The organism is Streptomyces sp. YKOK-I1, from assembly GCF_054660435.1.
Window position 1 is genome coordinate 6,303,484 of record NZ_BAAGDR010000001.1, and the last position, 14,284, is coordinate 6,317,767.

Annotated in this window: 10 protein-coding genes; 7 read left to right on the forward strand and 3 right to left on the reverse strand. The window is 71.9% G+C overall.

Annotation, left to right across the window (positions count from 1 at the left end):
- Positions 1-38 precede the first annotated feature (38 nt).
- Positions 39-707, reverse strand: a complete 669-nt coding sequence (locus ACYQ8Q_RS28150; RefSeq protein ID WP_460068645.1) for an MOSC domain-containing protein — start codon at positions 705-707, stop codon at positions 39-41.
- 81 nt (positions 708-788) lie between these two features.
- On the opposite strand from ACYQ8Q_RS28150, the gene ACYQ8Q_RS28155 reads away from it, so the two are divergent.
- Positions 789-1,730, forward strand: coding sequence for a LysR family transcriptional regulator (locus tag ACYQ8Q_RS28155; RefSeq protein ID WP_460068646.1), 942 nt, complete (start codon positions 789-791; stop codon positions 1,728-1,730).
- 72 nt (positions 1,731-1,802) lie between these two features.
- Here ACYQ8Q_RS28155 and ACYQ8Q_RS28160 read toward each other — a convergent pair whose 3' ends face one another.
- Positions 1,803-2,132, reverse strand: coding sequence for a WhiB family transcriptional regulator (locus ACYQ8Q_RS28160; protein WP_055638477.1), 330 nt, complete (start codon positions 2,130-2,132; stop codon positions 1,803-1,805).
- Between the two features lie 379 nt (positions 2,133-2,511).
- Here ACYQ8Q_RS28160 and ACYQ8Q_RS28165 point away from each other — a divergent pair, with 379 nt between their 5' ends.
- From ACYQ8Q_RS28165 to ACYQ8Q_RS28180, 4 genes are all read left to right on the forward strand, one after another.
- Positions 2,512-3,123 (forward strand): response regulator transcription factor, encoded by a 612-nt coding sequence (locus ACYQ8Q_RS28165; RefSeq protein WP_003948568.1) that lies wholly within the window; start codon positions 2,512-2,514, stop codon positions 3,121-3,123.
- Positions 3,124-4,462: 1,339 nt separating this feature from the next.
- The gene (locus ACYQ8Q_RS28170) at positions 4,463-5,050 is read left to right on the forward strand and encodes a sigma-70 family RNA polymerase sigma factor (protein WP_359287472.1); all 588 of its coding nucleotides are present in this window, start codon (positions 4,463-4,465) and stop codon (positions 5,048-5,050) included.
- Between the two features lie 155 nt (positions 5,051-5,205).
- The gene (guaB, locus tag ACYQ8Q_RS28175; protein WP_460068647.1) at positions 5,206-6,711 is read left to right on the forward strand and encodes an IMP dehydrogenase; all 1,506 of its coding nucleotides are present in this window, start codon (positions 5,206-5,208) and stop codon (positions 6,709-6,711) included.
- A 114-nt stretch (positions 6,712-6,825) separates the two neighbouring features.
- Positions 6,826-7,950 carry a GuaB3 family IMP dehydrogenase-related protein gene (locus ACYQ8Q_RS28180; protein ID WP_398684473.1) on the forward strand — a complete coding sequence of 375 codons (1,125 nt, stop codon included), beginning with the start codon at positions 6,826-6,828 and terminating at the stop codon, positions 7,948-7,950.
- 638 nt (positions 7,951-8,588) lie between these two features.
- Here the strand turns inward: ACYQ8Q_RS28180 and ACYQ8Q_RS28185 are convergent.
- The gene (locus ACYQ8Q_RS28185; RefSeq protein WP_460068648.1) at positions 8,589-9,797 is read right to left on the reverse strand and encodes a nucleotide sugar dehydrogenase; all 1,209 of its coding nucleotides are present in this window, start codon (positions 9,795-9,797) and stop codon (positions 8,589-8,591) included.
- A gap of 272 nt (positions 9,798-10,069) precedes the next feature.
- Between ACYQ8Q_RS28185 and ACYQ8Q_RS28190 the strand changes: the two genes are divergently transcribed.
- Together ACYQ8Q_RS28190 and ACYQ8Q_RS28195 are read left to right on the forward strand one after the other, a co-directional pair.
- Positions 10,070-11,776: a glycerol-3-phosphate dehydrogenase/oxidase gene (locus ACYQ8Q_RS28190; RefSeq protein WP_460068649.1), complete on the forward strand. Its 1,707-nt coding sequence runs from the start codon at positions 10,070-10,072 to the stop codon at positions 11,774-11,776.
- A 207-nt stretch (positions 11,777-11,983) separates the two neighbouring features.
- Positions 11,984-14,125, forward strand: coding sequence for a serine/threonine-protein kinase (locus tag ACYQ8Q_RS28195; protein ID WP_460073512.1), 2,142 nt, complete (start codon positions 11,984-11,986; stop codon positions 14,123-14,125).
- Positions 14,126-14,284 lie beyond the last annotated feature (159 nt).

Genomic DNA, 14,284 nt, shown 5'->3' on the forward strand with positions numbered 1-14,284 from the left:
GTGCGCGCCGCAGCCGTGACCGCAGCCGTGACCGCCGCTCAGCCGCCGTGCTCCGCCACGTACTTCCGGGCCCGCGCCAGGGCCTCCGGATGCAGCGCCTCGCCCGCCGCGAGCAGCCGGGGCAGCAGGTCACGACGGGTGGTCACGGCCTGGAACTGCATCCGGGCCGTCACCTCGTGCTCCGGCACGTGGACGATCTCGATCGCGTCCCCCGCGCGGACCTCGCCCGGCTCGATCACCCGCAGATACGCGCCGGTCGCCGCCTTCTCCGTGAACCGTCTGACCCACTTCGCCTCGCCCATGTGGCCCTGGAAGGTGCGGCAGGGGATCCGTCCGGAGGTCACCTCCAGCACCACGTCCGGGCCGATCCGCCAGCGCTCGCCGATCCGCGCCCCGGAGACGTCGAGGCCGCTGGTGGTGAGGTTCTCGCCGAACGCACCGGCCGGCAGCGGGCGCCCCAGCTCGGGCTCCCAGTCGTCGAGGTCCTCGCGCGCGACCGCGTACACCGCCTGGTCGTTCCCGCCGTGGTGGATCAGGGAGCAGACGTCGTCCCCGGCCAGTCCGCTGCCGGCGACGCCCTTCGGGCCCGGGGCGGAGATCTGCACCGGCCCCTCGACCGGCCGCTTGTCGATGCCCGTCAGCTTCTGCGGGTGATCGGTGTACGGGACGGTGCGCGCCCGGCCCACGTTGACGGAGAGAAGCCTCATGGCCACCACGGTAGGTCACCGAACCTCAAAGGGGCCACGCATTTTTCGACTCGGTACCCAAGATGCGCTTATGCTCGAAAGATGATCGAGGCCCGTCATCTCCGCGTCCTGCGCGCCGTCGCCGCCACCGGCTCCTTCTCGGCGGCCGGGCGCGAGCTGGGCTGCACCCAGCCGGCCGTCAGCCAGCAGATGAAGGCGCTGGAAGCCTCCGTGGGCACCCCCCTGCTGATCCGCAGCGGCCGGGAGATGCGGCTGACCCAGGCGGGCGAGGCCCTCGTACGGCACGCGGCCGGGATCCTCTCCGGCCTCACCGCCGCCGAGGAGGAGGTCGCCGCGATCGCCGGGCTGCGCGCCGGCCGGGTCCGGCTGGTCTCCTTCCCCAGCGGCAGCTCCACGCTGGTCCCCACCGCCCTCGCCGCCCTGCGCGCCGACCATCCCGGCACCCGGGTCTCCCTGGAGGAGGCCGAACCGCCCGAGTCGGTCGACGCGCTGCGGGCCGGCGACTGCGACATCGCCCTCGCGTTCCGCTACGCGCGCGTGCCGGGCGTGGGGGCGGGGGCGGCCGAGGGGCAGGCCGAGGAGTGGGACGACCTGGTCGTACGGCCGCTGCTGACGGACCGCCTCGTCGCCCTCGTACCGGAGGGGCACCGGCTGGCGCACACGCGGGCCGTCGCCATCGGCGAACTCGCCGCCGAACCGTGGATCGCGGGCTGCCCGCGCTGCCGGGGCCAGCTGGTGCAGGTGTGCGAGCGCGCGGGCTTCACCCCCCGCATCGACTTCGCGACCGACGACTATCCGGCGGTGGTCGGCCTCGTCGGCGCCGGTCTCGGGGTGGCCGTCCTGCCCCAGCTCGCGATCGAGTCCGTACGGCCCCGGGGAGCGCGCGCGGTCACCCTGGAGCCGGCGGTGCGGCGGGAGATCGTCGCGCTCACGCTGCCCGACCTGGCCCAGGTGCCGGCGGTGGCGGCGACGCTGGAGCGGCTGGAACGGGCGGCGGGCCATGTGAGGCCGCGGAGCGCATGAGAACGGCGGGCACGCAGGACTGCCCGCCGTTGTGCCCGCCGTTGTGTGCAGAAACGTTCCTTCAGTAATCCTTCACGTGTCCGACGACGCGTCCCTCGCGCCCGTCGACGCCGACACCAGGCGGTTGCGCGCCCGGCCCATCAGCTCCTCGCGCTCGTCCTCGGTCAACCCGCCCCACACGCCGTACGGCTCACGTACGGCGAGCGCGTGCGCGGCGCACTGCGCGCGGACCGGGCACCTCATGCAGACCTCCTTGGCCGAGTTCTCTCGAGCGCTCCGAGCCGCCCCGCGCTCACCCTCCGGATGGAAGAAGAGCGAACTGTCCACCCCGCGGCAGGCAGCCAGGAGCTGCCAGTCCCACAGGTCCGCGTTCGGTCCGGGAAGGCGGGAGAAATCTGCCATTGTGTGACCCCTTGTAGCCGTTCTGAGCGGATACGGTGCCCACGACCGTACAACTACGATCTAAGGAGATGAAAATATGACTCATTGCGAATCTAGCCTCAGACACCAGCTAAAGGGAAGAAATAGGGCTGAATGGGGCATGGGTTGTGATGAAAGCTTGAGGGTCAGCGCGGCAGCCTCCACCGTGTCCGCGCCCTCACGTAGAGTGCCGAAGACTGCACGCGGCCCCGTAACTCTTTCGAGTGACCATCGTTGAGAGTGCGAGGCGGTTGAAAACACAAACGCTCGGGCAGGCGTCCGAGACGGTCGACCGCACAGGTGACGATTTCCCACCAGCCTGGAGGCACAAGGTGACGCGCATCAGCTGCGGAGGGCGGCCATGACTTCCGTCCTCGTCTGCGACGACTCCCCGCTTGCCCGAGAGGCGCTCCGCCGCGCGGTCGCGACCGTGCCCGGCGTCGAGCGCGTGACGACGGCGGCCAACGGCGAGGAAGTCCTCCGCCGCTGGGGCGCCGACCGCTCGGACCTCATTCTGATGGACGTGCGCATGCCCGGACTGGGCGGCGTCGAGACCGTACGGCGGCTGCTGTCCGCCGACCCCGGTGCGCGCATCATCATGCTCACCGTCGCCGAGGATCTGGACGGCGTGGCCCTCGCGGTCGCCGCCGGCGCCCGCGGCTATCTGCACAAGGACGCCTCGCGCGCGGAGCTGCGGGCGACCGTCACCCAGGCGCTCGCCGACCCGACCTGGCGACTGGCCCCGCGCCGGCTGCGTTCCGCCGAGATGGGCGCGGCGCCCACGCTCACCGCGCGCGAGATCCAGGTCCTCGAAGGCATGAGCCACGGCCGCTCCAACGCGGAGATCGGCCGCGAACTGTTCCTCTCCGAGGACACCGTCAAGACCCACGCCCGGCGCCTGTTCAAGAAACTCGGCGCCTCGGACCGCGCCCACGCGGTGGCCCTGGGCTTCCGGTGGGGCCTGGTCCGCTAGCACCGTCCGGCGGTCATGCCGCGGGGCGGGGCCGGCGCCCTTGCCGGTGGCACGGGGCCGGGGTGCCTTGCTGCGGTGCGGCGCCGGTGCGGGTCTCTGTTCTGCGGGGTTGGTCTGGTTTCCGTGGTGCGGGGCCGGTCTGGGTTTCTGCGGTGCGGGGCCGGTGCGGGTTCCTGTGGTGCGGGCCTGGTTCGGTTTCCGCGGTGCGGGGTCTGGCGTGCTTTCCCGCGGTGCGGGGGCCGGGGTGGCTTCCGCGATTCGGGTCCGGTGGTCCTGTCCGCACGGGCGGGTCCGGATTGCCCGCCCGCCGCACGGGGCCGGCTCGACTTCCCGCAGGGGGCGCAGCCGACGGCGTCGTCGTCGGTCGCCGGCTCGGCTCTGTTCACGCGGGAGCGACGTCCGTCGCCTCACCCGTGCCGCGCGGTTGGACGCCTTCCCGCGTGCCGGGAGCAGTCCGTGCCGGGGCACTCACCCGTGCGCGGACGGGTCCGTACGGGTGCACCCCACCGTTGTCCTGCCCCCCGCTCACCCAACGGTGTCGATCGGCCGCCGTCGCCATCCGCGGCCGGTCCGACCGGGGAGGGCACGGAACCACGAGTCGCCCCCTGGTCCGCCGCCCCGCTTACGGCGGGGTCGGTCCGGGGTCTGCCCCGCCTGGTTGGTTGCGTGGGTCGGTCCGGGTCTGTCGTGCCTGGTCCTGTGGCGGTCGGTCCGGGGCTGTCGTGTCGGGTTCTGGTGGGGCTGGTCTCGGGTCTGTCGTGTCGGGTTCTGGCGGCGGCTGGGTCTCGGGGTGTCCTGCCGGGCTCTGGCGACTGCTGGTCCGGGTCTGTCGTGTCGGGGTTCCGGCGACGGCTGCGGCTCGGGGACGGCGCGTCGAATTCCGGCGTCGGCCGGGGGTTCGCGGGTGTCGTGTCGAGGGGTGGGTTCGGGGCGGGCGCCCGGATGTGGCGGGGGCGATGGGGGTGGCGTTGCGATGGGGGCGTGCGCGGGGGCGCTGCCGTCGGGTTCGTGGGCCGTTCGGCGGATGTGGTCGTTCCGGCGGGTGGTGTCCGGTCGGTCGAGAGGAGTGGGGGCATGAGGGAACCTCCCTGGTCAGGCAGGGTCGGGACGCCTGGTTCCGGGCCGGTGGACGGAGGCGGCGCCGGGCTCCGCCGAGTGCCCGCTGCTCGTTTCGCCGCCGATGCCGCATCCTTGAGATGTGGAGTCTCTCGGGGACGAGTCGGTCGAGCGGAAGGGGAGGGCGCAGGGGATGAGTTCCGGCGCACCTGCTCATAACGCTTCGGTGCACAACGACGAGCACGGTGCCGCGGACGCTTCGGCCGCAGTGCACCATGGACCGATGCGCGACGACGAGGCGGTCACTGCCGTGGGGACGATCGGTCCGCTCGTCCATCGCGCCGTCGACGGCGACGAGCAGGCCACGCACGACCTGCTGGCTCATGTCCACCCCCTGGCGCTGCGCTACTGCCGCACCCGGCTCTCCCGGCTGCCCGGCGACGCGCGCCACTTCGTGGAGGACCTCGCCCAGGAGGTCTGTGTCGCGGTCCTGCTCGCCCTGCCCCGCTACCGGGACACCGGCAGACCCTTCGAGGCGTTCGTGTTCGCCATCGCCTCGCACAAGGTCGCCGACCTCCAGCGGGCCGCCATGCGCCACCCCGGCTCCACGGCGGTCCCCTCCGACGAGATGCCGGAACGCCCCGACGACTCCCTCGGCCCGGAGGAGCGCGCCCTGCTCAGCAGCGACGCCGAATGGGCCAAGAAACTCCTGGCCAACCTGCCCGAGAACCAGCGGGAGCTGCTCCTGCTGAGGATCGCGGTGGGCCTCACGGCCGAGGAGACCGGTCAGATGTTGGGAATGTCACCCGGAGCGGTCCGGGTGGCCCAGCACCGGGCGCTGAGCCGGCTGCGGGCTCTCGCCGAACAGTAGAAAACACGCATACCTCGGCGGCGTATGAACAGGCGCGCCGATGTTTCCGTACGAATATACGAAGCCCGGAGCGGCGTCCCACCGTGGAATTCGGGAGGTGCACTTCCCGTTAGCATGGACATCCGCACCGATCAAGGCCATTTGGGGAAGGTGTCATGACTGCCAACGTCGACGGAGTGCCCGCCAAATTCGCGACCCTGGGGCTGACCTACGACGACGTGCTGCTGCTGCCGGGAGCGTCCGAGGTGCTCCCCAACGCGGTCGACACCTCGTCCCGAATCTCCCGCAACGTCCGGGTCAACATCCCGCTGCTGTCCGCGGCGATGGACAAGGTGACCGAGTCCCGCATGGCGATCGCGATGGCGCGCCTCGGCGGCGTCGGCGTGCTCCACCGCAACCTGTCCGTCGAGGACCAGGTCAACCAGGTCGACCTGGTCAAGCGGTCCGAGTCCGGCATGGTCACCGACCCGATCACCGTGCACCCGGAGGCCACGCTCGCCGAGGCGGACGCGCTCTGCGCCAAGTTCCGCATCAGCGGTGTCCCGGTCACCGACCCGGCCGGCAAGCTGCTCGGCATCGTGACCAACCGCGACATGGCCTTCGAGAGCGACCGTACCCGTCAGGTCCGCGAGGTCATGACGCCGATGCCGCTGGTCACCGGCAAGGTCGGCACCACCGGTGTCGAGGCCATGGAGCTGCTGCGCAGGCACAAGATCGAGAAGCTTCCGCTGGTCGACGACCAGGGCCTGCTCAAGGGTCTGATCACGGTCAAGGACTTCGTCAAGGCCGAGAAGTACCCGAACGCGGCGAAGGACTCCGAGGGCCGGCTGATCGTCGGTGCCGCCGTCGGCGCCAGCCCCGAGGCGCTGGAGCGCGCCCAGGCCCTGGCCGAGGCCGGGGTGGACTTCCTGGTCGTCGACACCTCGCACGGCCACAACAGCAACGCCCTCAGCTGGATGGCGAAGATCAAGTCCAGCGTGAACGTCGACGTGATCGGCGGCAACGTCGCCACCCGCGACGGCGCGCAGGCGCTCATCGACGCCGGTGTCGACGGCATCAAGGTAGGCATCGGCCCCGGTTCGATCTGCACCACGCGTGTGGTGGCCGGTATCGGCGTCCCGCAGGTCACCGCGATCTACGAGGCCTCCCTCGCGGCCCGTCCCGCCGGGGTCCCGCTGATCGGCGACGGCGGCCTCCAGTACTCCGGCGACATCGGCAAGGCGCTCGCCGCCGGCGCCGACACGGTGATGCTGGGCAGCCTCCTCGCCGGCTGTGAGGAGTCCCCGGGCGAGCTGCTGTTCATCAACGGCAAGCAGTTCAAGTCGTACCGCGGCATGGGCTCGCTGGGCGCCATGCAGTCCCGCGGCCAGGGCCGGTCGTACTCGAAGGACCGCTACTTCCAGGCCGAGGTCGCCTCCGACGACAAGCTCGTGCCCGAGGGCATCGAGGGCCAGGTGCCCTACCGCGGCCCGCTCGCCAACGTGCTGCACCAGCTCGTCGGCGGTCTGCGCCAGACCATGGGCTACGTCGGCGCCGCCACCATCGAGGAGATGGAGACGAAGGGCCGCTTCGTGCGGATCACGTCGGCGGGTCTGAAGGAGTCGCACCCGCACGACATCCAGATGACGGTCGAGGCGCCGAACTACAGCCGCAACAAGTAGTCGGCAGCCGCGCACAGCTGAGTACAGGGCGGTCCCGGGCGCACCGGGGCCGCCCTTGTCGTGCCCGTCGGCGATACTGGAAGACGCTGAACGCATCAGGGAAAGGCCACAGACGTGACTGAGATCGAGATCGGGCGCGGCAAGCGCGGCCGCAGGGCGTACGCCTTCGACGACATCGCCGTCGTCCCCAGCCGCCGTACGCGGGACCCGAAGGAGGTCTCGATCGCCTGGCAGATCGACGCCTACCGATTCGAGCTGCCCTTCCTGGCCGCCCCCATGGACTCGGTCGTCTCCCCGGCCACCGCGATCCGCATCGGCGAGCTCGGCGGCCTCGGTGTGCTCAACCTCGAAGGCCTGTGGACCCGGTACGAGGACCCGCAGCCGCTGCTCGACGAGATCGTCGACCTCGACGCGGACACGGCGACCCGCCGCCTCCAGGAGATCTACTCCGCCCCCATCAAGGAGGAGCTGATCGGCGCGCGCATCAAGGAGGTGCGCGACTCCGGCGTGGTCACGGCGGCCGCGCTCTCCCCGCAGCGCACGGCCCAGTTCTCCAAGGCCGTCGTCGACGCGGGCGTGGACATCTTCGTCATCCGCGGTACGACGGTCTCGGCGGAGCACGTCTCCGGTTCGCACGAGCCGCTGAACCTGAAGCAGTTCATCTACGAACTCGACGTCCCGGTGATCGTCGGCGGCTGTGCCACCTACACGGCGGCCCTGCACCTGATGCGCACCGGCGCGGCGGGCGTCCTGGTCGGCTTCGGCGGCGGCGCGGCGCACACCACGCGCAACGTGCTGGGCATCCAGGTCCCGATGGCGACCGCGGTGGCCGATGTCGCGGCCGCCCGCCGTGACTACATGGACGAGTCCGGCGGCCGGTACGTGCACGTCATCGCGGACGGCGGGGTCGGCTGGTCCGGCGACCTGCCCAAGGCGATCGCCTGCGGCGCCGACTCGGTGATGATGGGCTCCCCGCTGGCCCGTGCGACCGACGCGCCGGGCAAGGGCCACCACTGGGGCATGGAGGCCGTCAACGACGAGCTGCCGCGCGGCAAGAAGGTCGACCTCGGCACGGTCGGCACGATCGAGGAGGTCCTCACGGGCCCCTCGCACACCCCCGACGGCTCGATGAACCTCTTCGGCGCCCTGCGCCGCGCGATGGCCACCACCGGCTACAGCGAGCTGAAGGAGTTCCAGCGCGTCGAGGTGACGGTGGCGGACTCCGTGCACCGGCGGTAGCACGTAGAGCGTCGCGAGGGCCGGTCACCCACGGGGGTGACCGGCCCTTGGGCATGCCTGGACGGGCACGAGGGCGTGTGAGGTGGGGCGGGGGCGCGCGGTTGCGTTCGGGCCGAATCCGGGCTGGTCAGGGGGGTCGCAGGCGATAACGTCCCTCTCGGCGCCCCAGTTGTGTGGGGTTGCCCCCTTCCAAGGACATCGTTCCGGTCCCCGGCCCTCGGGGCCCGGCCCGAGTTCCTGAACGGGCCGTTCACCGGGCATGGGCGGCGTCGTGGAAGCGGGCGCCCGTGGGACGCCATCGCAAGCCCAGCCGCTGGGACCGGATCCGTCTTCGGATGGTCCAGTTTCGGAGGAGGTGGATCTTGCGACTTTTCGGATGGTGAGCGGCCGCCCCCAACACAAGTAGGGGCGGACACTCCGTGATCCATCCAGGAGCCTGCCGCAGTGCCCCTGCGGTGGGCTCCACCCTTTTCGGATGGTGAGCGGCCGCCCCCACAAAACCTAGGGGCGGACACTCCGTGATCCATCCAGGAGCCTGCCGCAGTAGCCGCTGCGGTGGGCTCCACCTGTTCCTACCGTACTGGCGCCGGATCCCACGTGCCACCATCCCGGAGACCACCGCCACCACGCGCCCCCCTTCACAACCGATGCGCCGCCCCCGTGGGCGTGGCCCCCCGTGTGTCCAGCAGCAGCTGGGCCTTCACCGACAGGCCCTGGAGGTCGTACGTGCGGTGGTGCTGGAGGAGGATCGTGAGGTCGGCGTCGGCGGCGGACTCGTAGAGGGAGTCGGCGCGGGGGACCGGGCGGTCGAGGACGCTCCAGGAGGGGACGTGGGGGTCGTGGTAGCTGACCGCGGCGCCGAGTTCCATCAGGCGGATCGCGATCTCGTGGGCGGGGGTGCCGGTCAGGTCGGCGAGGTCGGGCTTGTAGGTGACGCCGAGGAGGAGGACGCGGGCGCCCCGGGCGGACTTCCCGTGCTCGTTGAGCAGGGCGGCGGCGCGCTGGACGACGTACCGCGGCATCCGGCTGTTGACCTGCTGGGCCAGTTCGACCATGCGCAGGGGGCTGCCCGGGAGGCCCGCGCGGTCCAGCGGGACGGAGTGGCCGCCGACGCCGGGGCCGGGGCGGAAGGCCTGGAAGCCGAAGGGCTTGGTCTCGGCGCAGCGCACGACGTCCCACAGGTCGACCCCGAGGTCGTGGCAGAGGACGGCCATCTCGTTGACGAGGGCCATGTTGACGTGCCGGAAGTTGGTCTCCAGGAGGTGGACGGTCTCGGCTTCACGGACGCCACGCGCGCGTACCACCTTGTCGGTGAGGCGCCCGTAGAAGGCGGCGGCGGATTCGGTGCACGCGGGGGTGAGGCCGCCGATGACCTTCGGGGTGTTCGCGGGGGTGAAGGCACGGCTGCCGGGGTCGACCCGGCTGGGGGAGTGGGCGAGGTGGAAGTCGCGCCCGGCGCGCAGGCCGGACGTCTCTTCGAGGAGCGGACGCAGGAAGTCCTCCGTCGTCCCCGGGTGGACCGGGGACTCCAGGATGACCGTGGTGTGCGGGCGCAACTGGGCGCCGAGGGCGCGGGCGGCGGCCTCGACCTGGCCGAGGTCGAGGCCGCCGCCCGCGTCGCGCGGGGTGGGCGCGCAGATGACGGCCGTCCGTACCCGGCTCAGCCCGGCGGGGTCGGTGGCGGTCCGGAAGCCCCCCGAGAGCATCCGGCGCAGTTCGGCGGCGCTGAGCGAGCCCGTCTCGGGTCCCGTCCGGTAGCCGAGGGTGGTGATGCCGGCGGCCACCGCGGCCTGGGCCAGGGGCAGGCCGAGCGGGCCGAGTCCGATGACGGCGAGATCTGCGGGCATGGCGTGGGCCGTCCTTCCCAGTAACCGAAGCGGGACAGGTACGCAAGCCCTGTGGACAGGATGGGCGAGCGCAATGTCAGACTAGGAGTAAATATGACCGTTATGCGGGATTGATCGACTGTGTTCCGTGAGAGTTGTCCACAGGCTGGGGGTGCGTGGTGGCTGAAGTCGGGCAAGGCGGTCAGAATTTTGGGCAGGGGGACACGCAGGGGGACACCGAGCGGGCCTCGCCCTGAAGGTGCGGCCGGCGCGACGGACAGCGGGAGGCAGCGGTGAGGACAGCGACACTGGGGCCGGCACAGCGAGCCGAGTCACTGGCGGGCATGGCCGAGCGTGAGCTGGACGTGCTGGTCGTGGGAGGCGGCGTGGTCGGCGCGGGTACCGCCCTCGACGCCGTGACCCGGGGCCTGTCCACGGGTCTCGTCGAGGCGCGCGACTGGGCGTCGGGCACGTCGAGCAGGTCCAGCAAGCTGATCCACGGCGGACTGCGCTATCTGGAGATGCTCGACTTCGCCCTCGTCCGCGAGGCGCTGAAGGAACGCGGACTGCTGCTGGAGCGGCTCGCACCGCACCTGGTCAAGCCCGTCCCGTTCCTGTACCCGCTCCAGCACAAGGGCTGGGAGCGGTGGTACGCCGGCTCGGGCGTCGCGCTCTACGACGCGATGTCCATGGCCCGCGGGCACGGCCGGGGCCTGCCCCTGCACCGCCATCTGAGCCGCCGTCACGCCCTGCGCGTCGCCCCCGCCCTGCGCAAGGAGGCGCTGGTCGGCGCCCTCCAGTACTACGACGCCCAGGTGGACGACGCCCGCCTCGTCGCCACCTTGGTGCGCACCGCGGTCTCCTACGGCACGAAGGCCGCCAACCGGGCCCGCGTGACGGCCTTTCTGCGCGAGGGCGAACGGGTCGTCGGAGCCCGTGTGCAGGACGTCGAGGGCGGCGGCGAGTACGAGGTCCGCGCCCGGCAGATCGTCAACGCCACCGGGGTGTGGACCGACGACACCCAGGGGATGGTCGGCGAGCGCGGCCAGTTCCACGTCCGCGCCTCCAAGGGCATCCACCTCGTCGTGCCCCGCGACCGCATCAGCTCCTCCAGCGGCCTGATCCTGCGCACCGAGAAGTCCGTGCTGTTCGTCATCCCCTGGGGCCGGCACTGGATCGTCGGCACCACCGACACCGACTGGGACCTCGACAAGGCCCACCCGGCCGCCTCCAGCGCCGACATCGACTATGTGCTGGAGCACGTCAACTCGGTCCTCAGGGTGCCGCTGACCCGCGACGACGTCGAGGGCGTCTACGCGGGCCTCAGGCCGCTGCTGGCCGGCGAGTCGGACGCCACCAGCAAGCTGTCCCGCGAACACACCGTCGCCCACCCCGCGCCCGGCCTGGTGGTCGTGGCCGGCGGCAAGTACACGACGTACCGGGTGATGGCCAAGGACGCCGTCGACGAGGCCGTGCACGGGCTGGACATGCGGGTCGCCGACTGTGTCACCGAGGACGTGCCGCTGCTCGGCGCCGAGGGCTACCGGGCGCTGTGGAACGCGCGGGCGCGCATCGCCGCCCGCAGCGGACTGCACGTGGTGCGGGTGGAGCATCTCCTCAACCGCTACGGGGCGATGGCCGAGGAGGTGCTCGACCTCATCGCCTCCGACCCCTCCCTCGGCGAACCGCTCCAGGCCGCCGACGACTATCTGCGCGCCGAGATCGTCTACGCCGCCTCGCACGAGGGGGCGCGGCACCTGGACGACGTCCTGACCCGGCGCACCCGCATCTCCATCGAGACCTTCGACCGCGGCACGCGCAGCGCCCGGGAGGCGGCCGAGCTGATGGCGCCCGTGCTCGGCTGGGACAAGGACCAGATCGAGCGCGAGGTCGAGCACTACGAGAAGCGGGTGGAGGCGGAGCGCGAGTCCCAGCTCCAGCCCGACGACCTGACGGCGGACGCGGCCCGGCTCGGGGCGCCGGACATCGTGCCGCTCTGATCGTCGAACTCCGTTCGGCACAAGGCCTGTTCACGTCGGGATCAGGCCTTGCGCCCCGGTGTCACCTGGGCCTTGGCCGGACTGCGCCGCGCCTTCTGGCCGGAATGCTCCCCGCCTCCGGGAGCGCGAGAGGCACCCTGGGCGTCGGGCACTTGTCGGGTGAGGGACAATGGAGGCTCTTTCAGGGCGGGTTGCATGAGGGGACGCATGTCGGAGGCGGAGCGGGCGGGAGCATCCCGTCAGGACAAGAGCGCACGTCTCCTCGCCGGTCGGTACCGGCTGGGAGGCGTACTCGGCCGCGGCGGCATGGGGACGGTGTGGCGCGCCGAGGACGAGACACTCGGCCGGACGGTCGCCGTCAAGGAGCTGCGGTTCCCGGGGAACATCGACGAGGACGAGAAGCGCCGGCTGATCACCCGGACCCTGCGCGAGGCCAAGGCCATCGCCAAGATCCGCAACAACAGCGCGGTGACCGTCTTCGACGTGGTCGAGGAGGACGACCGGCCGTGGATCGTGATGGAACTCGTCGAGGGCAAGTCGCTCGCCGAGGTCATCCGTGAGGACGGCGTGCTGGAACCGAGGCGTGCCGCCGAGGTCGGCCTCGCGATCCTCGACGTGCTGCGCTCGGCGCACCGCGAGGGCATCCTGCACCGTGATGTGAAGCCGTCCAACGTGCTGATCGCCGAGGACGGCCGGGTCGTGCTCACCGACTTCGGCATCGCCCAGGTCGAGGGCGACCCGTCCATCACCTCCACCGGCATGCTCGTCGGCGCCCCCTCCTACATCTCCCCGGAGCGCGCCCGCGGCCACAAGCCCGGCCCGGCCGCCGACCTGTGGTCGCTCGGCGGTCTGCTCTACGCCTCGGTCGAGGGCTCCCCGCCGTACGACAAGGGCTCCGCGATCGCGACGCTCACCGCGGTGATGACCGAACCGCTGGAGGAGCCGAAGAACGCCGGTCCGCTCCGGGACGTCATCTACGGGCTGCTCACCAAGGACCCCCAGCGGCGGCTCGACGACGCCGGCGCGCGGGCGATGCTCGACGACGTGATCCACGCGCCCGACCCCAAGGAGGCCGAGCCGGCCGACGCCACCCGGCTCGTGCCGATCCCGGTCCAGCCGGACGGCCCCGAGGGCCGGGGGAGTTCGGCCGGGGAGGCGGGCGAGAAGCTGCGCGGCGCGCTGCGCTCCGTCCGCAAGAAGGCCGCCGTCGCCGCGGGCGCGGCCTCCTCCGCGGCCGCGTCCCGCGTCAAGTCCGGCAGCGGTACGGCGGCTTCCGGCGCCCGGGAGGCCTCCGCCCCCGCCGCGTCCGCCACCACGGTGTCCCCTTCCGTGGGCACCGCCGAGGCCCGGCACACCGGCGCGGCGACCGCGTCGGCGCCCGCCGCGCCGACCACCAGGACGGCCACGGCGCCGCCCGCCCCGGCCGGCTCCGCGCCCACCACCGTGACGCCCGCCGTGACGCCCGACGCCGCCACCGGTTCCGCCGGGAGCAGCGGGAGCGCCGGGACGAACGGCACGAAGGGCGGCCGCAGTTCGGGCTGGCCCGTGATGACCCCGCCGGACCTGCCGCCGCGCCCCGTGCCGAGGGCGCCGCTGACCGATGTGGTGCCGAAGCGCACGCTGGTGATCATCGCCGTGGTGGTGGTGCTCGCGGTGCTCGGCACCGTGCTGGCCCTCACCCTCGGCGGCGGTGACGGCGACAGCGCGAGCGGCTCCGGCAAGAGCGGCGGCACCGTGGCGAGCGGCGGCGCGAGCGCGAGCGCGGAGACCAAGGAGGACGAGAGCGACGCCAGCCGTACGGACGGGTCCGCCTCCCAGTCCGGCTCGCAGTCCACCGGCTCGGCCGCCTCCGGCTCGACGCCGAGCAACACCACGGCCGCCGGCGGCACCGGATCCGACGTGTCCACCACCGACGCCGGCCAGACGGCGACGACGCACGAGGGGACCCGCTACTCGATCGGGCTGCCCACCGGCTGGAAGTTCCAGACGTCGAGCTCCGCCGGCGACCGGTTCACCGGCCCCGACGGGCAGCGGCTGCTGGTCGCCTGGACGACCACGCCCAAGGACGACCCGGTCGCCGACTGGAAGAGCCAGGAGCGCTACATGACGCGCTCGCAGTACCGGAAGATCCGAATACAGGCGGTGAACTACCGCGGCTGGAACACGGCCGACTGGGAGTTCACCTATGTGGAGGGCGGCACCAAGTACCGGGTCGTCGACCGCGGGTTCGTCGTGAGCGACACCCAGGGGTACGCGCTGATGTACACGGCGAAGGCGGCCAAGTGGTCCACCGCACTGCGCAAGAGCACCTGGCAGACCCTCACGGACACCTTCACACCCAAGAAGTAGCCAAGAAGTAGCGGTCCGGATCCGGTATCCCCTCTCGGAGAGTTGCCTCCGGCACGTATCGTGAAGGGCTGCGGACCGTGTGCATCCAGCTCCGTGGCCGGATACGACTGCAACGGGTCGTGTGGTGAACGGATGTGACCGACCGGGGCGGCCGGGGGA